The 20,864-nt window shown below is 51.4% G+C and carries 15 protein-coding genes and 1 tRNA gene; 11 read left to right on the top strand and 5 right to left on the bottom strand.

The window, feature by feature from the left end:
• Positions 1 to 301: 301 nt before the first annotated feature.
• Positions 302 to 3,835: a response regulator gene (locus tag AC5JMP_RS07000; protein WP_495850710.1), complete on the top strand. Its 3,534-nt coding sequence runs from the start codon at positions 302 to 304 to the stop codon at positions 3,833 to 3,835.
• A 235-nt stretch (positions 3,836 to 4,070) separates the two neighbouring features.
• Here the strand turns inward: AC5JMP_RS07000 and AC5JMP_RS06995 are convergent, their stop codons facing one another.
• A complete protein-coding gene (locus tag AC5JMP_RS06995) occupies positions 4,071 to 5,543 on the bottom strand; it encodes a polysaccharide biosynthesis/export family protein (protein WP_495850709.1) in 1,473 nt (490 codons plus the stop codon).
• Positions 5,544 to 5,932: 389 nt separating this feature from the next.
• Between AC5JMP_RS06995 and AC5JMP_RS06990 the strand changes: the two genes are divergently transcribed.
• Both AC5JMP_RS06990 and AC5JMP_RS06985 read left to right on the top strand, forming a co-directional pair.
• Positions 5,933 to 6,454 carry a hypothetical protein gene (locus AC5JMP_RS06990; RefSeq protein WP_495850708.1) on the top strand — a complete coding sequence of 174 codons (522 nt, stop codon included), beginning with the start codon at positions 5,933 to 5,935 and terminating at the stop codon, positions 6,452 to 6,454.
• A 110-nt stretch (positions 6,455 to 6,564) separates the two neighbouring features.
• Complete coding sequence (locus AC5JMP_RS06985; RefSeq protein WP_495850707.1) at positions 6,565 to 7,860, top strand: M16 family metallopeptidase; 1,296 nt, start codon at positions 6,565 to 6,567, stop codon at positions 7,858 to 7,860.
• Positions 7,861 to 7,885: 25 nt separating this feature from the next.
• Here the strand turns inward: AC5JMP_RS06985 and mgtE are convergent, their stop codons facing one another.
• Positions 7,886 to 9,232, bottom strand: coding sequence for a magnesium transporter (gene mgtE, locus AC5JMP_RS06980; RefSeq protein ID WP_495850706.1), 1,347 nt, complete (start codon positions 9,230 to 9,232; stop codon positions 7,886 to 7,888).
• Between the two features lie 333 nt (positions 9,233 to 9,565).
• Positions 9,566 to 10,540, bottom strand: a complete 975-nt coding sequence (locus tag AC5JMP_RS06975) for a cysteine synthase A (RefSeq protein WP_495850705.1) — start codon at positions 10,538 to 10,540, stop codon at positions 9,566 to 9,568.
• Between the two features lie 502 nt (positions 10,541 to 11,042).
• Here AC5JMP_RS06975 and AC5JMP_RS06970 point away from each other — a divergent pair.
• From AC5JMP_RS06970 to AC5JMP_RS06950, 5 genes are all read left to right on the top strand, one after another.
• Positions 11,043 to 11,252, top strand: a complete 210-nt coding sequence (locus tag AC5JMP_RS06970) for a hypothetical protein (RefSeq protein ID WP_495850704.1) — start codon at positions 11,043 to 11,045, stop codon at positions 11,250 to 11,252.
• 131 nt (positions 11,253 to 11,383) lie between these two features.
• Positions 11,384 to 12,847: an isochorismate synthase gene (locus AC5JMP_RS06965; protein WP_495850703.1), complete on the top strand. Its 1,464-nt coding sequence runs from the start codon at positions 11,384 to 11,386 to the stop codon at positions 12,845 to 12,847.
• Positions 12,848 to 13,081: 234 nt separating this feature from the next.
• Positions 13,082 to 14,818, top strand: coding sequence for a 2-succinyl-5-enolpyruvyl-6-hydroxy-3-cyclohexene-1-carboxylic-acid synthase (gene menD, locus AC5JMP_RS06960; RefSeq protein WP_495850768.1), 1,737 nt, complete (start codon positions 13,082 to 13,084; stop codon positions 14,816 to 14,818).
• A gap of 124 nt (positions 14,819 to 14,942) precedes the next feature.
• Complete coding sequence (ahcY, locus tag AC5JMP_RS06955; protein WP_495850702.1) at positions 14,943 to 16,214, top strand: adenosylhomocysteinase; 1,272 nt, start codon at positions 14,943 to 14,945, stop codon at positions 16,212 to 16,214.
• 338 nt (positions 16,215 to 16,552) lie between these two features.
• A complete protein-coding gene (locus AC5JMP_RS06950) occupies positions 16,553 to 17,167 on the top strand; it encodes a DedA family protein (protein ID WP_495850701.1) in 615 nt (204 codons plus the stop codon).
• Between the two features lie 3 nt (positions 17,168 to 17,170).
• Here the strand turns inward: AC5JMP_RS06950 and AC5JMP_RS06945 are convergent, their stop codons facing one another.
• Positions 17,171 to 17,683: a low molecular weight protein-tyrosine-phosphatase gene (locus AC5JMP_RS06945; protein ID WP_495850700.1), complete on the bottom strand. Its 513-nt coding sequence runs from the start codon at positions 17,681 to 17,683 to the stop codon at positions 17,171 to 17,173.
• Positions 17,684 to 17,736: 53 nt separating this feature from the next.
• Here AC5JMP_RS06945 and AC5JMP_RS06940 point away from each other — a divergent pair, with 53 nt between their 5' ends.
• The 3 genes from AC5JMP_RS06940 (at position 17,737) to AC5JMP_RS06930 (ending at position 19,743) form a co-directional block, all read left to right on the top strand.
• Entirely contained in the window at positions 17,737 to 17,949 is a 213-nt protein-coding gene (locus AC5JMP_RS06940) for a hypothetical protein (protein WP_495850699.1), read from the top strand.
• Positions 17,950 to 18,072: 123 nt separating this feature from the next.
• Positions 18,073 to 18,145: transfer RNA gene (locus AC5JMP_RS06935), tRNA-Arg, on the top strand.
• 224 nt (positions 18,146 to 18,369) lie between these two features.
• A complete protein-coding gene (locus AC5JMP_RS06930) occupies positions 18,370 to 19,743 on the top strand; it encodes a DEAD/DEAH box helicase (protein ID WP_495850698.1) in 1,374 nt (457 codons plus the stop codon).
• Positions 19,744 to 19,924: 181 nt separating this feature from the next.
• Here AC5JMP_RS06930 and AC5JMP_RS06925 read toward each other — a convergent pair whose 3' ends face one another.
• Positions 19,925 to 20,737 carry a prohibitin family protein gene (locus tag AC5JMP_RS06925; RefSeq protein WP_495850767.1) on the bottom strand — a complete coding sequence of 271 codons (813 nt, stop codon included), beginning with the start codon at positions 20,735 to 20,737 and terminating at the stop codon, positions 19,925 to 19,927.
• Positions 20,738 to 20,864 lie beyond the last annotated feature (127 nt).

Here is a 20,864-nt window from a genome sequence, read left to right as displayed (position 1 = left end):
AGCCCTACGCAATAGAGTTAGGACGAGTTATTTTTTGAGAGCCGCGCGGAGCGCGGCTCTCAAAAAATAACTCGTTGAATCCAAGCGCGTAGCGCTATAGCTGGAGACGCAACTGTCAAAACGGTAATTATTGAAAAGACGTTTGCTAATTCTATTCTCGTGCTGGTCTGCTTTTTGGCGCCGCTGATTTCAGGCATAAATTTTTTTGAAAGGGAGCGCCTTTTCAAAAAAATTTATGCCTAGATTAAGCAATGCCTGTTTCTAAGATGATCTGCGTACCTCTCTAGGCTCATCAACCTCCATGAACTCGCTGCTAAAAACTTTCCTTACCCTGCGTCAAACGGAGTACCTGATTGTGAAGCAGGATTGGACAGTAATGGACTTTTCTGAGAATGCTGCGCGTTTGGCGATCGCTCCCTTGATTCGGGATACAGATTGTCGCCTAGCGTTTCCAGAATTGTTGGGCGTATCGCAATATCTTCACGGTCAGAGCAGTGTAGAGAGAAAGGCAGTTCGCACTCTGAGCAATGGGGAGGTGCTTCACTTAAATCTCTCTGTCCTGGCAGACCCAGATGAGGCAGACCTAAATCAAACAGATGCCGATGCTGCAATCTTGATTTTGCTAGAGGATGTGACACAAGTTTCCCTCAGAGAGATCGCTTCTCCACAGACTTGTTGCAGTTCTGTAGAGGAGCGGATGCGGGTCGAACATGCGATCGCCCAAATCCTCTCAGAGGCCGTGAACACAGAGACGGCAATGCAGCAGATCTTGCCCCTCCTGTGTGAGTCGTTGAACTGCTACCGGGGCGAATGGCTGCTAGAACCCTCTCACTGCGTCCAGGCTTGGTACAAAGCGCCCCATTTAGCATCTCCGGCTCCAGGCTTTGACCTTCCGGAACCTCAAGCCTCGATCGCCTTTCCCCTCTCGACCACTGAAGCGTTAGGCGTAATGACTTTTTGGGGTCAGCAGCAGCCGACTGATGCAGCGCTGATTGAGATGATGCAGGCGATCGGTAGCCAAATTGGGCAATTCATCAAACGGCAGCAAGCAGAAGCCGCTCTCATTCAGCAAACCTCAGAGCTAGAGCATTCTCAAGCAATCTTGCAGCAGCAGGTGCAGCGTGGCTTGCTGCTGAAGCAAATTACCCAAGAGATTCGGCAAAGCCTCGACTCTCAAAAGGTTTTTCAGACAACCGTGACGCAGTTGGGTCGAGCCTTTGGGGTCGATCGCTGCCTGCTGCACACCTATATCGTCGGTGAAACAGAGGTGTTTGCTTCTAGTCTGGGGTATGTCAAGCCGGATGCCGCTTTCCCTCAGATTCCTTGCGTTGCCGAGTACCTGCAACCGGGCTATTGTTCTTTGCTGGATTGGGAATTGCCAATCGCCAACAATCCCCATGTCACTGCCGTTCTGGCGCAAGACCGAGCCATTGCCTCAGCAAACGTCTACGCTGAGCCGCTGTTAGTACCCATTAAGTCTATCTGTCATCAGCTGGGGCTAAAGTCGATGCTCGCAATTCGCACCTCCTACCAGCATCAGCCCAACGGCGTTTTGGGGTTGCACCAGTGCGATCGCTTTCGGCAGTGGACAGAAGATGAAATTGAGCTGCTAGAAGCCGTTGCTGACCAGGTGGGCATTGCCTTAGCTCAGGCTCGCTTGCTCGATCAAGAAATTCAGCAGCGAGAACAGCTGACCACGCAGAACTTTATTTTAGAAAAAGAGCGGCGCACTGCCGAAGAAGCCAATCGCGCCAAGAGCGAATTTCTGGCGATGATGAGTCATGAAATTCGCACCCCCATGAATGCCGTGATCGGCATGACGGGATTGCTGCTAGATACCCCGCTTGATCCAGAGCAAACCAGCTTTGTTGAAACCATCCGCACCAGCGGCGATGCCTTACTCACCATCATCAACGACATTCTAGACTTCTCCAAAATTGAGTCGGGCAAGCTAGAGCTAGAACGGCATCCCTTCAGTCTCCGCACCTGCATTGAAGAATCCCTCGACTTGGTTGTCTCTAAAGCCACAGAAAAAGGGCTAGACCTGGCTTATCTGGTTGATCCCAAAATTCCTGACCTCTACGTTGGCGATATTACTCGCCTTAGACAAATTCTGGTTAACCTGCTAAGCAACGCCGTTAAATTTACGCCTAGAGGCGAGGTGACTATTTTTGTGACCGTCCGGGCATTAGAGGAAGGGAGCAGTCAACCAGACGAAGAGTCGCCTAATCTACCCAAACTGCCAACCTATGCGCTCCGCTTTGCTGTTAAAGATACGGGCATTGGCATTTCACCCGCACGGCTCGATCGCCTCTTTCGTCCCTTTACCCAAGTCGATTCCTCCATCACCCGCAACTACGGCGGTACGGGTTTGGGTCTGGTCATTAGCCAGCGCCTGACGGAGTTGATGGGCGGACGCATCTGGGTAGACAGCGAGATCAACAAAGGGTCGACTTTCTATTTTTCGATCGTGGTTTCTGCTGCTTCGCCGATCGCCGATCCGGTCTTGCCTGCCTGGAAAGAGCTACTGCAAAACAAGCGATTGCTAATCGTAGAAGACAACCCGACTCATCGCAAGGTGCTGATGCTGCAAGCCCAATTTTGGGGAATGCTGCCCCAAGTCGCATCTGGAACAAAGGCGCTAGAACTGCTTCGAAAAGAATCGTTTGATCTGATGCTTCTGGATGTGCAGATGCTCAATAACAATGGTCTAACCCTAGCAACGCAGATCCGTCAGACGCTCCATTGCCAGGAGATCCCGATCGTTCTGCTTACCTCGATCGGCAAATCCGAATCTAGCATTGGTATCCAAGACATTCCAATCTCCGCCTATCTGAGTAAGCCCCTGAAACATACCCAGATTCCTCAAGTGCTGGTTCAGGCTTTGAAGGGTCAGATTTCCTTAACGCAACGCATAGATGCCGCCGTTCGATTGATTCCCCTCGGTTCGCGGCATCCGCTGCGGATCTTGCTGGCAGAGGATCATCCGGTGAATCAAAAAATGGCGATGCTGATTTTGCAGCGCTTGGGCTACCGTGCCGACATTGTGGGGAATGGACTGGAAGTTTTGGCAGCTCTGCAACGCCAGTCTTATGACGTAGTGCTGATGGATGTACAAATGCCTGAAATGGATGGACTCACCGCTACGCGCCAGATTTGTCGAGAGCGACAAATTCGTCCGCGAATCATTGCCATGACGGCAAATGCTATGGTGGGCGATCGCCAGCTCTGCCTGGAGGCAGGCATGGATGACTACATTGCCAAACCCATTCGATTTAATGAGCTAGCCCAAGCTCTAGAGAAATGCCACCCTCTGAGCCAAGGATTGAGTCAAAGGTTGAACGGTCACTCAAGAAACATGAATCTCTCTACTGGAATTAAAAAATCTGTGGTTGTATCCGTTCCTATGCTGAGTTCCCCGCCATCTCCTGCACTCCTCTCCTCAGAAGCGCTACGAGAAATCCGTGAAATGGCAGGAGCCGATCGCCCAGAAGATTGGATCGACATTATTGACTGTTATCTGGAAGAAACGCCCAAACTGCTCTCTACCATGCACGAGGCGATCGCCCAAGCCAATGCCAAGCTGTTGCGTCGTGTGGCTCACTCGCTCAAGGCAAGCAGCGCGACGCTGGGTGCCCCCCGACTGGCTGATCTCTGCAAGCGGTTGGACGAAGAACTGCATGAGGCAACTCTCACCGATAAAGTTCTGACCGATAAAGTTCTTACCAATAAAACCGAGCAAGTGATTCAAATAGAAACAGAGTATCAACTGGTGCAGAGTGCCCTACTTACAGAGAAACAGCGCTGCTATTCTCAGGAGTACATCCAGTCTTAGCAGTCCCCATATATAGCTGTATTCACCTAGGTTAGGACGGGAACATCTTGGGTGGCGCGCGGAGCGCGCCACCCAAGATGTTCTAAATAGGACTTACGCATCTGCTCCCCAAATCTCGCAATTCTAGGGGACTTTGAACTCCGGCTCCCCCAGAATTGGGGGTTGGGGGGCGGATTTCGCTTCAATCTGCGTAAGTCCTGCTAAAGAAATTGAATATGGCTACAACAAAATCTCTTTAAAATTGCCTGAAGATATTAAAGATTGAGAGTACGCCATTGAACGGACTCAAGACATCTCCTACCGCATCGGTGACAGTCGCCAACCCATTGCGACGCACAACCACTACGTCGTTGTTTCGCAAAGCCGGATTAGCTGCATCGTTAATACCCTGAGAAAAATCAATATCAATTCTCTGCTGAGACACGGTTCCATCCGGATTCAGACGCAACAGCTCTACTGAACCTGAACGCGCCCGTCTATTAAAGCCGCCTGCCGCCAAAATTGCCTGATTGAGGGGCGTATTGGGCGGTATTTGCACTTCCCCAGGCGCATTCACTTCGCCAACGACCTTCACCCGAATTTGATCGGGAGAGAAGCTAGCGCTGGCAATGGCATTAGCTTCCGCTGCTGAGGGCTGCGCTGCCGTGGGAATCATGATCGTATCGCCCTCTTGCAAAATGGCATCTTGCCGCAAATCGCCATTCTGCAAAAGGTTCCAGAGATTGACCTCAAAGGTTTGCTCAGTTCCAGCACGGGTGAGTCGCCGCACCTGCACCCGGCGGATATCTGCTAAGGGCTTGATGCCACCCGCTACTTGCAGCGCTCTGGTGACGGTGGGTAAACTACTGCCTGTATCGTTGGTTTCTCCCGTTGTTCCAGCTTGCGCTGTTCGAGCCGTTTGCCCATCTACTGCATAGGTGCCCGGTCGAAAAACTTCGCCCACGATCGCAATATTAATAGGCTTGTCAGATTGACCTGCAAAACTAGAGGCTGCGACGATCGGGGCTTCTGCCAGATTAACGTTAGTGGCTGGAATATAGACCCTATCTCCATCTCGCAGGGTCATGTCATAGCGCAGATCGCCTGTCTGGATAAACTCCCAAAGATCCACATTAATCACCTGCTCAAGACCCGACTGCTGAGGGCGACGCACCTGAATACGACGCACGTCAGCAATTCCGGTAGGTCCTCCTGCGGTTTTCAACAGTCCTGTCAATGTGGGAAATTCTGTTGCTTCTTGCTTGATGGTGTACGAGCCGGGATTGCCCACTTCTCCAGCAATGCCAATTTGTATGGGGCGACGGGTCAAGAGGCTTAGGGTGACGATCGGTCGGCGCAGAAATTGGGCGTAGGCTGCGGAAAGTGCCGCAGTTGCCTGATCAAGCGTCAAGCCAGCAACCGGAATCTTGCCAACTAACGGGAGATTGAGCGTCCCATCAATCAACACGTCAGTGGATGCAAGACTGTACTGCTCAACCTGAAAGATCGTGACGCTAATCTGATCGCCTGCTCCCAGGGTGTAAGGCGTTTCTGGCTGCACATAAGCTGCTGAGCGCGGCGGGTTGGGAAGCGGTTGGCTCGGCGACTGACTAAGCAAAGTCTGACTAGGCAAAGTCTGACCTGAAACAGGGGACGCTGCTACGGAAGCAAGAAGCGTTAGCCCAACCAAGGAAGCCGGGGGAATAAACCAATCTGCGATGCGTGGCATGGGCAAAAGTATAATCTCCGTCGAGCAACTTAGGGATGAGGCAGACACGCTGACTATGGCAACCGCCAAGGCGGTTAGAATGGGAAGATTTTGGGTGGGGCGCGAAGCGTCCCACCCAAAATGTCCTAAGCAAACAGCTATATCTCCAAGTCTTCCAGTCGTCAGAACAACATATCCGACGAAAATTTGAGTGAGTTTTCGGAAATTTACAGAAAATTTATGGAGGGGGCGATCGCTCTACCCGACCTTTCTTGTCCTGAGCAAATCTCCTGAGCAAATCTCTTGGGCAAAGCAGCGATCGCCATAGTTCGCTCGGTATTCCTAGAGAGGGAAGCTAAGTCAAGCGATCGGAGCTAGTTTGTGAAAATAGAAGCTTTGAGTGCCAAATCATGACCTACGCCCTAGAACCTAATTCCCTAGAACCCCATCAGAGTCTTGTGGCTACTTTTTCGGAGCAGCAAACAGCAGAAGGTGCCCTTGGCGCTCTACAAGAGGCTGGGTTTCCACAGGAAAATATGACGCTTACCTCTCAAACGCCACCTGTGTCTGAAACGGAAGCTCAGGAAAGCGGCGGCAAAGGTGCGATCGTTGGAACGATCGCTGGAGGACTTGTAGGCTTAATCTTTAGCTATGCAAAAGTCTTTTTGGTTGCAGGGAGCACGAACCCCGTAAACGACACGATCGGCATCGTCTTAGCTGGAAGCCTAGTGGGGGCGATCGGCATGAGTCTCATTGCAGCCATGAGTGGCGTAAATGTTGTGAAGAATCAGGCAGGAGCCGAAACCTCAGCACTCGCTCCGATATTTTTGGTTTCTATCACGGCTTCGCAGCCAGAAGATTTGACTAAAGCGAAGGAAATTCTTGAGCAGTATGGCTCAGCCTTAGCGCAGGCTCCAGAAACTTCTAGCTAGAAGCCTTCACGCATGACAGCCGAAATGCCTAGTCCCCTATGAGCATTGAGCAAAACCTGGAGCAGAACGATTAAGATAGGTGAAGAAAGTTTCGGTCAACTTATAACTTCATGACCTTTACCTTAATCGAGTCTCCTTCTCGCCTCAATGCGCCAACGCTGCATCGCTTGCCCAACGGACTGACCATTGTTGCCGAACAAATGCCCGTCGAAGCCGTCAATCTCAGCCTTTGGCTTGGCGTAGGTTCAGCCGTTGAAACCGACGAGATCAACGGCATGGCTCACTTCTTAGAGCATATGATTTTTAAGGGCACGGCACGGCTGCAAAGTGGTGAGTTTGAGCAGAAAATTGAGCAGCGCGGCGCTGTTACTAATGCCGCTACTAGCCAGGACTATACCCATTACTACATCACGACAGCTCCTCAAGATTTTGCGGCGCTTGCCCCCCACCAAATTGAAGTGGTGCTGAATGCCGCTATTCCAGATGTAGCCTTTGAGCGAGAGCGGTCTGTGGTGCTAGAGGAGATTCGGCGATCGGAGGATAATCCTCGCCGACGCACGTTCTATCGCTCTATGGAAGCCGCTTTCGATCGCCTTGCCTATCGTCGTCCTGTTTTGGGACCTGCTGCGGTGATTGAAAATCTGCAACCTCAGCAAATGCGGGATTTTCATAGCACCTGGTATCGTCCACAGTCTGTGACGGCTGCGGTTGTGGGTAATCTACCCGTTGAGCGCCTAATTGCAATTGTTGCGGAAGGATTTGAGGCAGCTCAATCCTGTGGCTCTCGCGCTGTGGCACCTGCAAAACTGCCGGACGCTTCTCCAGAAGCGCCTTTCACCCAAATCACTCGCTATGAGTACATTGACGATAGCCTTCAGCAGGCTCGGTTAGTTATGATGTGGCGAGTTCCAGGCATGGCAGAACTTCAGCAGACCTACGCGCTGGATGTCCTGTCCTCTGTTTTGGGGCGAGGACGCACGGCTCGGATGGTGCGCGATCTGCGGGAAGATCGGGGTCTCGTGTCTTCAATTTCAGTGAGCAACATGACTTACACCCAGCAGGGCGTGTTTTATATCTCAGCTCAGTTGCCTAGCGAAAATCTGGCGATTGTGGAAGCGGCGATCGCTCAGCATGTTGGCAGTCTTCAAACCGAGCTAGTTTCTGAAGATGAGCTTGAGCGTGTTCGGACTCTGGTGGCAAACCGCTATGTTTTTGGGAACGAAACGCCTAGCGATCGGGCTGGACTCTACGGCTATTACCAGGCTGTAATTGGCGATTTAGCCCCGGCGATCGACTATCCCTTGCATATTCAGTCCCTCAGCACGGCTGATCTACAAGCTGCCGCCCAGCAGTATCTCTCGCCAGATGCCTACAGTGTCGTGACGCTTAAGCCCAGCGAGAAATAATGCGGCTTTGGGTTAGCCTATGAGACTAGCCTAAGAGCTTAAGCGCCAGCGAAATTAGGCTCAGAAAGGTTAGAAACCCCACTGAGTCTAGCGCTGTCGTCAGTAAGGGACCACTAATTAGCGCTGGATCGAGGCTAAGCCGTTTCAAGCCCATAGGGAGCAATGTTCCTAGGCTTGCAGCGACTACGACGTTGATCATCATAACGCCACCCGCAATTAGGGCTACCCAACGCTCCGATGGGGTTGCCCAAATGAGAGAGAGCAGCCCCAGCGCCAAGCCCAAAGCGATCGCAGTTCCCATACCTGCCAGCAGCTCTTTGCGGAGAATCTTGAATGTATCGGCTACTGTCACTTCGCCGATGCCCAAGCCCCGCACGGTGACAGAGAGCGCCTGGATGCCGACAGTGCCGCTGGCGTTCGACAAAATTGGCATGATGACCGCCAAAACCGGAACTAAGGAAATCACCTGCTGAAAAGGGGCGATCGCGCTGGCGGCTCCAATATACAGCGCCATGTTTGCCACAAGCCAGGGTAACCGCTTGCGGAGAGTGACTCCTGGAGCAGATAATGCAGCTTCGTCTCCGCCGCTGACCCCCGCCAATTTTTGAATATCCTCAGTGGCTTCTTCTTCAAGAATGTCTACGATGTCATCAATGGTGACAATGCCCACCAGCCGATCCTCGCGATCGACTACAGGTAAAGCGATCAAGTCATAGCGCTTCATCAACTGCGCCACTTCTTCCTGGGGTGTTTCGGTGTAGGTTTTCAGCACTCGTTCGCTGGCAATGTCTCGAATCAGCGCAGATGGAATGGAGAACAAAAGCTGCCTCAGAGAAACTACTCGCACGAGTTTCCGCTGGTCGTCCGTCACATAGGCATAGTAAATTGTTTCCTTATCCTGTCCGGTCTGCCGAATTTTTTCTAACGCTTCCCCTACCGTTAGCCCTTGGCGTAGCTGCACATATTCGGTTGTCATTACCCGTCCGGCAGTGCCTTCGGGATAACCCAAGATAATTGCCGTTGCCTCGCGCTCTGTGGGGCTAATCTGTTGCAGCAAGCGCCGAACAATCCGAGCGGGCAGCTCGTCAAATAGCTCTGCCCGATCGTCTGGGCGCATGGAGTCGATCAACTGCCGCACATCCGCAGCATGAAGCGAACTAATCAGCTCTTCCTGAATATCGGGTGGCAGATACTCAAAAACATCCGTAGCCTTGTCTTTTTGCAGCAGACGAAAGGCGATCGCTCTTTGTTCGGGTGGCAGTTCCACGATGTAATCGCCCAAATCAATGGCTGGAAGCTTGGTTAGCTCCCACTTCATTTGATTTAGACCAGCCAATTCTGTCAGGTAAAACTGTTTTTCCTGAGTAAGCATGACGACCTCCTCTTGTCTCTCTCGCGCTGAGAGACAGGGTTCAACGAGGCGCAAAGCTCACTGAAACAAAACTCGTCAGGCTAGAGAGTGAATATAATGATGGATTAGCGGACTGTGGGGTAATGGACTATGGTCCATGAGAAATATCAATTCAACATCGACACCTGAGCGTTGCCAGATATCGCTAACACTTATGTTAACCCGCACAGGTCGCGATCGGCAGTGGCTCAACGGAATTTTCATACTAAAAGAGTATGGAAAGAGTATGGAAATAAAGCTCGATCGCCATACGCCAAAGGAATCTTGATTTACTCAAAGATGCTTTTAGGGCGTTTAGGGAATCATCAGCCCTTTGGTAGCCAGCCATTCTGGGTTAAACAGCCGCGATTGATAGCGAGCACCGCCGTCACACAAAATCGTGACGATCGTGTGTCCTGCCCCCATTTGCTTAGCCAGGGCAACGGCTGCCGCTACGTTAATGCCTACCGAGCCGCCCATAAACAAACCGTCTTTGCGCAAGAGCTGGTAGACCACCCGCAGCGCTTCGGGATCTTCTATTTGTAAGGCGTCGTCGATCGGCGCGCCTTCCATGTTTGCCGTGACGCGGCTATTGCCAATGCCTTCTGTAATGGAGCTGCCCGTCATAGAAATTTCTCCCGTTTTGGCGTAGCTATAGAGAGCGCTACCCATCGGATCTGCCAATACGCACCGGATGTCAGGATTTTTCTCTTTGAGCAGCATTGCCACCCCGGCATAGGTGCCGCCCGTGCCCGTAGAGGAAACCCAGGCGTCGATCGTGCCATCCGTCTGCTGCCAGATTTCGGCTCCTGTGGTTTCATAGTGGGCGCGGCGGTTTGCCAAATTATCGAACTGGTTTGCCCAGATGGCGTTTTCCATTTCTGCCGCCACTTGCCCAGATAGCCTGACGTAATTATCGGGATCTCTATAGGGGACTGCCGGAACTGTACGCACTTCTGCCCCTAAAGTGCGCAAGAGATCAATCTTTTCTTGAGACTGGGTGTTGGGAATGATGATGAGGCATTTGTAGCCTTTGGCATTGCAGATGTGAGCCAGCCCGATGCCTGTATTGCCAGCCGTGCCTTCTACTACCGTGCCGCCTGGTTTTAGCAAGCCACGTTCTTCAGCGTCTTTAATCATGTAGAGCGCGGCTCGATCTTTGACGGAGCCGCCCGGATTCAAAAATTCTGCCTTGCCTAGGATGTTGCACCCGGTTTCTTCACTGAAGCTGTTCAGCCGGATTAGGGGCGTATTGCCGATCGCATCTACAAAACTTTGCTTAATCTCCATATCTCTCAGCCCTCGTTCCACAATCCAGAGTCTTGATTTTGTCAGAATTTTGTCAGAATTGTGATCAGCGGCATGGCGGCAGCCTGTCACAGTTCATTCAAATTCTCTACCTTTTTACTTTAATCGGGACTTGACTCGGAAGGACTCAAAAAAATATGGCTATAGAGTGAGATTCATTGCTCTGCGAATCTGAATTTGTAGCAACCGCCAAGGCGGTTAGGACGGGGACATTTAGGGTGGGGCGCGAAGCGTCCCACCCTAAATGTCCTAAGCAGACTGGAGGCAGCCATACCAAAATTTTCATGAGATTACGCTGCGCTCTAGCTACCATTCTGAATTTGGAAAGTAGCGAGTGTGAAGGAATAAGTCGTTTTATTGAGATCTTTGTCTCTAGATTGAGCCGATGTAACTGTTGTTTCGTCTTATGTTTAGGGGGGGTTGCCATCAAGAGAAATCAGGGTATGGTGTAAATATGAAGAAAACCTTAAAAAGCGAGGTCACTATGAATCCCACGATGATGCAGCGGTTTTGGGCGCTGATTGAGGCAGTCCGAGTAAATATGCCGCTATCGTTAGATGATCAAAGCTTAGGGCAATGGTTAATTCGCCAAGTTACCGTTCAGGGCACGTTTGATACCCGTGAAGCGGCAATTCTGAGTGATTATATTGACTCTAGACTGCCGCTGATCCGCGACATGGTACAAGAGTATTAATTTTTGGCTGCCAGAAAATTTGTACAAGTATTAAACCCTTCTACGCTGCTCTGATTTCAAATTACAAATTAGGAGATGATAGTAGCTAAGCTTTCAGAAGCTAGCTGTACGTCAGGATCTTTTTGCGCTCGATGCAATGTCAATCTGCCTTCACTGGACTCAGCCTCTTTCAAGATTGTCAACAGTTATATCAGTTCCTTGACTTTTGCCAGCGTAAATCGATTGAAGACGAGCAGTCAAAGATTGCTAGCGTTTTTCTAGAAATTGATGCGATCGATCCCCTGGCTGTTTTAGATCAATGGAGCAAACCTCATCAGCTCCACTTCTACTTTGAGAATCGAGAACAGGAGTGGGCGATCGCGGCGATCGATGCGGCAATGTCCTTTGAGGTTTCTGGTTCCCATCGGTTTTTAGCCGTTCAGCAGTTTGTTCAAACCTGTTTCAATCAGCTCATTGCTAGCAGCACCAGCAATTTTCCTGGAGCCGTCCCGCGATTTTTTTGTAGCTTTGCTTTCTTCGATCAAGCTGCGCAGGATGCAGAGCATACTGAAATTACCCCAGCTTTTGCTCCAGCAACCGCTTTCTTGCCTCAGTGGCAGGTGATGCGTTGGCGCGATCGCAGCGCAATTTTGGCAAATTTTTTGATTCATCCTCAGTCGAATTTAGAGGATGTCACCCAAGCTATTTGGCATCAAGCTCAGGCTATAAGCGCTACGCCCTCGCATCCGTTCAATTTTTCCCATCCTATGCTTGACCTACTCAATAGGTCTGAAGCCTTAAAGCGCTGGCAAATCATTGATACGTTTCCTTTCTCAACGGCTGTTGCCTCGGCGCTACTTGACATTCAGCAGCAGCACTTTCATAAGTTGGTACTCGCCCATGCGATCGATGTCGTTTCGGGATTGCCCTTTCAAATTGGGCGATCGCTGCACAACCTGCGGCAGCGCTACCCTGATTGTCATGTGTTTTCCACCGGAAACGGTAGAGGGCAAAGTTTTATTGGAGCCAGTCCAGAACGACTGCTCAGCATTCAAAACCAGCTGCTGACCACAGATGCGCTGGCAGGTTCGGCTCCGCGGGGTAAAACAACTCACGAAGATCGGCAGTTTGCACGGCAGTTGATGAGTAGCGACAAGGAGCAGCGAGAGCACCGGGTCGTTGTAGACTTTATCACGGAACGGCTAGCGGCTCTGGGGCTGGTTCCTCAACGGGCGATCGCCCCTGTGCTGCTGCCGTTGTCTAACATTCAGCATTTGCACACGCCTATTCAGGCGGCTTTTCCTACCGATCGGCATCCGCTGGAAATTTTGGCGGCGTTGCACCCGACTCCGGCCGTTGCCGGAATGCCTCGCATCGCTGCCTGTCAACAAATTCAGAGATATGAACAGTTTGAGCGATCGCTCTATGCCGCTCCTTTGGGCTGGGTTGATGCCCAGGGCAACGCTGAATTTATCGTCGGTATTCGTTCTGCGCTGCTGCAAGGCAACCGTGCCCGTCTCTATGCCGGGGCGGGAATTGTTGCTGGCTCCGAGCCAGAACGGGAGTTTGCGGAAGTGAGGCTAAAGCTTCAGGCGCTATTGCAGGCGTTAATTTAACCCGTTCATTTAGACTGGAGATCGCCTCTCTAGATGCGCTGTTTCAAATCACCGCTATGACTTCAATTAATCTAGTTGCTGATGTTGACGATCTGAAACCCCTTCCCGACCATACGCAACTGCCGAAGTTGGATGGCACGCTTGTGTTCGAGGAGCGTGCCGGGAGCAGCCAAAACTTCCAACGGAGCGGCTCATGGGGTTATTGCGATCGCAGGGCATCGACCCCAATCTCGAATGACCCTTAATTTCAGCAACACCAACGCAATCTGGGCTTCAGTGCTGGCAGAAACTTTGTATCGCCTGGGTTTGACCACCGCAATTATTTGCCCTGGGTCACGCTCAACGCCGCTAGCGATCGCTTTTGCCCAGCATCCGCAGATTGAGGCAATCCCGATCTTAGATGAGCGATCGGCAGCTTTTTTTGCTCTGGGCAGGGCAAGACAGACGCATTTACCTGTGGTTTTGGTCTGCACCTCTGGTACAGCAGGCGCAAACTTCTATCCGGCAGTGATTGAAGCCAGAGAATCACGGGTGCCGCTGCTGGTGCTAACGGGCGATCGCCCCCCCGAAATGCGAGACTGCAACGCCGGACAAACAATCGATCAGCAAAAGCTATTCGGCTCCTATCCCAACTGGTATAGCGAGTTGGCAGTGCCCTCGCTAGATCTACTTCCCTATCTACGACAAGTCCTCCTACAGTCCTGGGAACGCGCCCTCTATCCGGTTGCTGGAGCTGTACATCTCAATCTCCCTTTCCGCGATCCCTTAGCCCCAAAACCTCAAGCCCAGACTCAAGCTTTCTCAGATCACTTTCCAACAGACTTTTTTGAAGCGATCGAAATCACCCCCTCCTTCCCCACTCCCCACTCCTTTTCTATTCCCCCTGAATGGCTCCAGTCCGATCGCGGTATTCTGATCGCTGGGGTCGCCCAGCCCCACTCTTCCCAAAACTACTGTGCCGCGATCGCTCATCTCTGTAAAACGTTGGGGCTACCCGTCCTGGCAGAAGCTCTTTCGCCCTTGCGCAATTTTGCAGACCTCAATCCCTACCTGATCTCAACTTATCCCCTGTTGCTACGAGATACAGAGCTTGCAGACAAGCTTGCCTCTGGCTGGGTGATCCGTGTAGGCGAAATGCCGACAAGTAAAGAGCTGCGGCAATGGCTCGCCAAAACTCAGCCTCGGCAGTGGGTAGTAGATGGAGGCGATCGCAATCTTGACCCTCTACATGGCAAAACCACACATTTGCGACTGTCGGTGGAACAATTGGCGATGATGATCCCCCTGGCGCATCAGCCTAATGCCTACCGATCTAATGCCTACCGATCGCTGTGGTGTGAAGCCGAGCAGCAGTTAAGAGAGGCGATCGATCGTACCCTCAGTGAGACAACAGACTGGTTTGAGGGCAAAGCAGCCTGGTTGATGTCTCAGCATCTGCCGCCCGCAACGCCGCTATTTATTGCCAACAGTATGCCCATACGAGATATGGAGTGCTTTTGGAAGCCAAGCAATCTTCAAATCCAGCCTTTTTTCAATCGGGGAGCCAATGGCATTGATGGTACGCTATCTACGGCACTGGGCGTGGCGCATCGGCAGCAGAACAGCAGCGTTTTACTGACCGGAGATTTGGCGCTGCTGCACGACACCAACGGATTTTTGATCCGCCACAAGTTTGTCGGACATCTGACGATCGTTCTGATTAATAACAACGGTGGCGGTATTTTTGAATCTCTGCCGATCGCCCAATTTGACCCGCCCTTAGAAGAATTTGAAGAGTTTTTCGCTACTCCCCAGGCGATCGATTTTGCCAAGCTTTGCGCTACCTACAACGTGGAGCATGAAGTGATGCAATCCTGGCAACAGTTTGTGCAACGGCTTAACCCACTTCCTGCTCAAGGCGTTCGAGTGCTAGAAATTCGTACCGATCGCAAGGCAGATGCCCAATGGCGACGCGGCAAAATGTATCGCTGAGCTGCTTTGAGCTGCCAGAGCCGCTTTGTAATTCCTTCATACCCAGAAAATAAAAATCGACTTTTACGTAACCTCTGGTTAAGCTAGTGAATGCCTATCCAGACATAACGGATCTAAAAAATAAATGGTAGCGACTCAAGCAAAACACGATGTCAAAGATCTTTCCCTTGCAGTTTTAGGGAAGCAGCGGATTGAATGGGCAGGACGAGAAATGCCCGTATTGAAACAAATTCAAGAAAGATTTGCCCAAGAAAAGCCGTTTGCAGGTGTTCGGCTAGTTGCATGTTGCCATATCACTACAGAAACCGCTCACTTGGCGATCGCGCTAAAGAGCGGCGGTGCAGATGCTATCCTGATTGCCAGCAATCCGCTGTCTACTCAGGATGACGTAGCAGCCAGCCTGGTTGCAGATCACGGCATTGCAGTCTACGCTTTCCGGGGTGAAGACAACGACACCTATCAGCGCCACGTCCGGATTGCCCTAGACCATAAGCCCAACATCATCATTGATGACGGGAGTGATGTGGTTGCCACCATGATTCAAGAGCGCCAAGAGCTTTTGGCTGATCTGATTGGCACCACCGAAGAAACCACGACAGGCATCGTTCGACTCAGAGCCATGCTGAAGGACGGCGTGCTGACCTTCCCGGCAGTCAACGTCAACGATGCGGATACCAAGCACTTCTTCGACAACCGCTACGGCACGGGTCAATCGACTCTAGACGGCATCATCCGCGCCACCAATATTTTGCTGGCTGGCAAAACCATCGTCGTTGCAGGCTACGGCTGGTGCGGCAAGGGCACGGCTATGCGGGCACGCGGTATGGGTGCCAATGTGGTCGTCACCGAAATTGATCCCGTTAAGGCGATCGAGGCAGCCATGGATGGCTATCGCGTCTTGCCAATGGCTGAAGCTGCGGCTGTAGGCGATGTGTTCATTACCGTTACGGGCAACAAGCACATCATTCGCCAAGAGCATTTCGAGAGCATGAAGGATGGGGCGATCGTCTGTAATTCAGGTCACTTCGATATTGAAATCGACCTGAAAGCCCTGAAAGAGCTGTCTTCTGAAGTCAAAATTGTCCGCAACTTCACCGAAGAATATCGCCTCCAGAGCGGTAAGTCGATCATCGTGATTGGCGAAGGTCGCCTAGTCAACCTAGCTGCTGCCGAAGGGCACCCCAGCGCCGTGATGGACATGAGCTTTGCAAACCAAGCCATGGCTTGTGAATATCTGGTGAAGAACAAAGGCAAGCTGGAGCCAGGTCTTTACTCTATTCCGGTTGAAGTCGATCAAGAAATTGCTCGTCTCAAGCTGCAGGCGATGGGAATTACGATCGATACCCTCACTTCTTCACAGATTGACTACATGAACTCTTGGACATCAGGAACCTGATACAGAGCCTTGCGCTTGGTTAACTATGGGTTATGCCAACTGTGGGTTACGCCATTGAAAATTGCTGTAATTTTAGGTTCAATCCAAAATCTAAATTCCTAGGTCATGCCGTAGGGTTTAGGTAATCATTGGCAGGGAAGATTTCTTCCCTGCTTTTTCAGGGCTTCATCGATCGATTAAGTTAAGCTCTACTAAGCAGAAAATTACTCTGTTTTGCGTTCTAATCCGCGAAGCTTTTGTATAGCAACTGCCAAGGCGGTTAGGACGTAAGCAAACTGGTGACAGCGATAGAACCTTTTCGTAGCCCCCCTTGTAACATCCCTTAAGGAAATCTGCTCATGGTTGAATGGATTACGAATTTGATGCAGTCTTTGGGCTATGTGGGAATTGCCCTGCTGATGTTTTTGGAAAACCTATTTCCCCCCATTCCCTCTGAACTAATCATGCCTCTGGCGGGATTCACAGCTGCAAAAGGTGAAATGGATTTGGCTCCTGCGATCGCTGCCGGAGTGATTGGCACCATGCTAGGGGCGTTTCCCTGGTATTATCTTGGCAAAATCTTGGGTGAAGACCGGATCAAGCAATGGATCGATCGCTATGGCGGCTGGCTAGGCATCTCTGCCAATGAGATTGATAAATCCAAGCGCTGGTTTTACAGGCACGGCAGCAAGGCAGTCTTTTTTGGACGGCTGGTTCCCGGTATCCGAACGCTGATTTCTCTACCTGCCGGGTTCAGCGATATGCCGATGTCGAAGTTTTTGATTTACTCAACGCTGGGCACGATCGCCTGGGTGAGTCTCCTCACCTTTGCCGGATATTTGCTGGGAGACAATTACGATCGCGTTGATGAGTATCTTGCCCCGGTTTCCAAGCTAGTCTTACTGGCGCTCCTGATCGCCTTTGGAGTTTGGGTGTTCCGCAAACGCAAGGGGCGATCTTCTGAGCAACGGTAACCGCTAATTGGCTTTCAGCTCTTTCAGTTCTTTCTCAATAGAGTCTAGCAAACCTCCGCAAGCGTCAATCAGCAAATCAATCACATAGCGAAATCCTGCTTCACCCCCGTAATAGGGGTCGGGCACCTCGCGATCGCTGTGGGTACGGCAAAACTCACACATCAGCTTTACCTTGTCGGCGTAAAGCTGTTCGCGATCGAGCCGCAGCATATTGGCGCGATTGTCTTCATCCATTGCCAAAATCAGGTCAAATGCCTCGAAATCGCTGGCTTCAACACCACCATGGGTAAACTGCCGCGCGGCTCCCTTCAGCACAATGCCTTGCTGAGCGGCAGCAGCAGCCATGCGGCGATCGGGCGGACTGCCAATGTGATAGCTGGAAGTTCCGGCAGAGTCGCAGACAATCTGATCCTGTAGCCCTCTTTGCTGAATCAGGTGATTCATGATGTTTTCGGCAGAGGGCGATCGACAGATGTTGCCTAAGCAAACGAACAGCAACTTATAAGGATGAGCCATAGGAACTAGAGGCAGACTAGAGAAGGGGCATACTTTCAGAGTACAGAAGGGTCATGCAAAAAAAACGTGACAAAAGGGAAATTAGAGCCTATGCGGATATTGAGCTAGCTAAATTGCTAAGCACGATCGCCTCGCAGCAAGATATATCTCTCTCTCAGCTGATTAATGAGGCGATCGAAATTTATTTGCAGCAAGACAAAATCCAGTCTTTGATTGAGAAACACAGCCTGGACGAGATCAATGGAGAAGAGCAAGAAGAGCCTTAGAAATGAGCATAGAACTCAATTTGAGCCTTTTCAGGATTAAGATTACCTGACCTGGAGATGCGACAGCACAGATAAAATCCGGCTGGTTTCAGTTGATGTCTGCTATAGTGTTGAAATAAATAAGGGTATGTAGCTCAGTGGATAGAGCATCAGGTTCCGGTCCTGAGGGTCGGGGGTTCGAGTCCCTCCATGCTCGTAAGGTTTAGACTTTTGTTTAGATATGCCGCAAATGGTCTTGTGAATTAGTGCGTGTCCTGAAAACACCCTTAAGAGTCCACAAAATCGATAGATCCTGCTGCTAAAATACGAAATTGTGGCATTCGCTCCAGTCTGCGCGCCGCTGAATCTTTACAGTTCTCATCCGTCTGCCCCAGACTGGTGCCGTTGACGGCGACAGACCGATGCTATTTTTGGAGTCCTATGTCTTTTTCTGCCCTCGGTCTGTCCGATGAAATTGTTCGTGCTGTTACTGCACGCGGATACACCGAACCTACCCCCATCCAGCTCCAAGCCATTCCAGCTGTTCTGTCCGGTCAAGATCTCTTGGCGGGCGCCCAAACCGGAACGGGGAAAACAGCTGGTTTTACCCTGCCTATTCTGCAACTGCTCTCGAAACCCTTTGCCCGGAACGAACCGATTCGGCGATCGCCTGTACGGGCGCTGATCTTGACTCCCACCCGCGAGTTGGCGGCGCAAGTTGAGGAAAGCGTGCGCGAGTACGGCAAGTACCTCAACCTCAATTCCATGACGATTTTTGGCGGCGTTAATATCAACCCGCAGATTCAGAAGCTCAAGGGTCGCGTGGATATCTTAGTGGCGACTCCCGGACGACTGCTGGATCACGTGCAGCAGCGGACAGTGGATCTGTCGCGTATTGAGATCCTGGTGCTAGATGAAGCCGATCGCATGTTGGATATGGGCTTTATTCGAGATATTCGTCGCATCCTGACATTGCTACCCAAGCAAAGGCAAAGTCTGCTGTTTTCGGCAACTTTCTCCAACGAGATTAAGGCGCTTGCCGAAGGAATGCTGAATCAGCCTGTGCTGATCGAGGTGGCACGGCGCAATGCCACTGCCGAACTGGTGGCACAGAAGGTTTACCGGGTCGATCGCGAAAAGAAGCACAATTTGCTCTCACACCTGATTAGGCAAAAGAACTGGTATCAGGTGTTGGTGTTTACCCGCACAAAGCATGGAGCCGATCGACTCTCGAAGCAGCTTTCCAATGATGGTATCCCGGCGATGGCGATCCATGGCAACAAGAGTCAGATGGTGCGCACTCGCACTCTGGCAAAATTCAAGGATGGTAGCCTTCAGGTCTTGGTGGCTACTGACATCGCCGCCAGAGGTATTGACATTGTGGAATTGCCCCATGTGGTCAACTTTGACTTGCCCTTTGTGCCCGAAGACTATGTGCATCGGATTGGGCGCACGGGTCGAGCAGGTTCAGAAGGCGAGGCTTTATCGCTGGTCTGCGTTGATGAAAATAAGCTGCTGGCAGACATCGAAAAAGTGATTAAGCGATCGATCCCCCAAGAAGTAGTTGCTGGCTTTGAGCCTGATCCCAGCATCAGACCTGAGCCGATCCCCAATGGCGGCAATCAACGGAAGCAGATGGGGCGAGGTCAGTCGTCTCCGCGCCAATCGTCTTCTCACAGCCAGTCATCTCACAGCCAGCCGTCTCACAGCCAGTCATCTCACAATCGAGATAAGCCTGCTGAGGGCAGCAAGCCCCGCCTTCGGGTTGCGCCCCCTGCTCCTTCAACCTCTTCAGGCGATCGTCGCCGACGCTAGAGCGAATCGTTTCCGCTGATTAAGAGGGTCGCGGCGCGACCCTCTTAATGTTTTGTAGCTGTAGCTGTAGCTAGTTTGCTTAAAACATTTAGGGTGGGGCGCGAAGTGCCCCACCCTAAATGTCCCCGTTTTAACCGCCTTGGCGGTTGCTCCATCTCAATGCTTGAAACGAGCTGGGTTATCAGTGAGCCGACTGTAGCTCACCCGGATCAATGTTGATAAACGGCACGGCTCCATTGCCGCCCAACACCTGTGGGAATTTGCCGTCCCATTTCTCGATCGCCTGTTTCTGCAATAGCTCTGCGGTCAGGGTTTCCCGCAGCAGCCGCTGAGCTTCTGCCTGTCCTTTAGCGCGATTAATGGTGGCTTCTGCCTCTTGCTCCGCTTCACGGGCAATGTAAACGGCACGCTGTGCCCGCTGCTCAGCAATCTGTTTTTCTTCGACTGCCTTTGAGAACTCGGTAGAAAAGGTTAGATCGACAACGCTGGTATCTAAGACGATGATGCCGTACTTGTTGAGGCGATCGCCCAATGCCACGTCAAAGTCTTGCTTTAGCTCCTCCCGCTTGGTAATGGCTTCTTCGACCGTGCGCCGTGCAGCAGCAACTTTGAAAGATTCCTGAGTCTGGGGCGCGATGATTTTGGAGACGATGTTTTGCAAAGTACCTTGAGTTCGGCGAATGGTCACGACCTGAAGCGGGTCGAGGCTGAAGTTAATGGCAAAGCTGGCTGTCAGCTGCTGTAAATCTTTAGTAGAACTCTGGGCTGGCACTTCAAACTTTTGCACCGTTACGTCATAGATATCTACGACTGAAACCAGAGGCGGCTTAAAGTGAACGCCTTCTAGCAGCGCTCCATCGGTGGCTTTCCCCAAGATGCTCAGCACGCCCGCCTCGCCAGGATTTATGATCACGAAAGAATTTAGCCCGACGATCGCCAGGACACCCAGCAACCCCAAAAATACTGTCGTCTGCCAATTGGGCTGACTCTTCATTGCTTCTTCCTGCATTCTGTTCTCTTTGACTGTAGCAATCGAAAGGCTGTAGCAATTGAAATCAACAGCCATTGAAATCAACAGCCATTGAAATCAACAAAATTTCTGAAAACCGTTGCATAACATT

It is taken from the genome of Drouetiella sp. (assembly GCF_059504425.1).
The sequence above is the reverse complement of the archived record's forward strand: the minus strand, read 5'-3'. Positions and strand labels throughout refer to the sequence as shown.

Coding starts and splice junctions, on each gene's coding strand:
- AC5JMP_RS06940 (WP_495850699.1), top strand. CDS start 17,737: ATGCAAAAAAAACGTGACAAAAGGGAAATTAGAGCCTATGCGGATATT.
- AC5JMP_RS06990 (WP_495850708.1), top strand. CDS start 5,933: ATGACCTACGCCCTAGAACCTAATTCCCTAGAACCCCATCAGAGTCTT.
- AC5JMP_RS06985 (WP_495850707.1), top strand. CDS start 6,565: ATGACCTTTACCTTAATCGAGTCTCCTTCTCGCCTCAATGCGCCAACG.
- AC5JMP_RS06975 (WP_495850705.1), bottom strand. CDS start 10,540: ATGGAGATTAAGCAAAGTTTTGTAGATGCGATCGGCAATACGCCCCTA.
- AC5JMP_RS07000 (WP_495850710.1), top strand. CDS start 302: ATGAACTCGCTGCTAAAAACTTTCCTTACCCTGCGTCAAACGGAGTAC.
- AC5JMP_RS06965 (WP_495850703.1), top strand. CDS start 11,384: ATGCAATGTCAATCTGCCTTCACTGGACTCAGCCTCTTTCAAGATTGT.
- AC5JMP_RS06925 (WP_495850767.1), bottom strand. CDS start 20,737: ATGAAGAGTCAGCCCAATTGGCAGACGACAGTATTTTTGGGGTTGCTG.
- ahcY (WP_495850702.1), top strand. CDS start 14,943: ATGGTAGCGACTCAAGCAAAACACGATGTCAAAGATCTTTCCCTTGCA.
- AC5JMP_RS06950 (WP_495850701.1), top strand. CDS start 16,553: ATGGTTGAATGGATTACGAATTTGATGCAGTCTTTGGGCTATGTGGGA.
- AC5JMP_RS06970 (WP_495850704.1), top strand. CDS start 11,043: ATGAATCCCACGATGATGCAGCGGTTTTGGGCGCTGATTGAGGCAGTC.
- AC5JMP_RS06995 (WP_495850709.1), bottom strand. CDS start 5,543: ATGCCACGCATCGCAGATTGGTTTATTCCCCCGGCTTCCTTGGTTGGG.
- AC5JMP_RS06945 (WP_495850700.1), bottom strand. CDS start 17,683: ATGGCTCATCCTTATAAGTTGCTGTTCGTTTGCTTAGGCAACATCTGT.
- menD (WP_495850768.1), top strand. CDS start 13,082: ATGACCCTTAATTTCAGCAACACCAACGCAATCTGGGCTTCAGTGCTG.
- mgtE (WP_495850706.1), bottom strand. CDS start 9,232: ATGCTTACTCAGGAAAAACAGTTTTACCTGACAGAATTGGCTGGTCTA.
- AC5JMP_RS06930 (WP_495850698.1), top strand. CDS start 18,370: ATGTCTTTTTCTGCCCTCGGTCTGTCCGATGAAATTGTTCGTGCTGTT.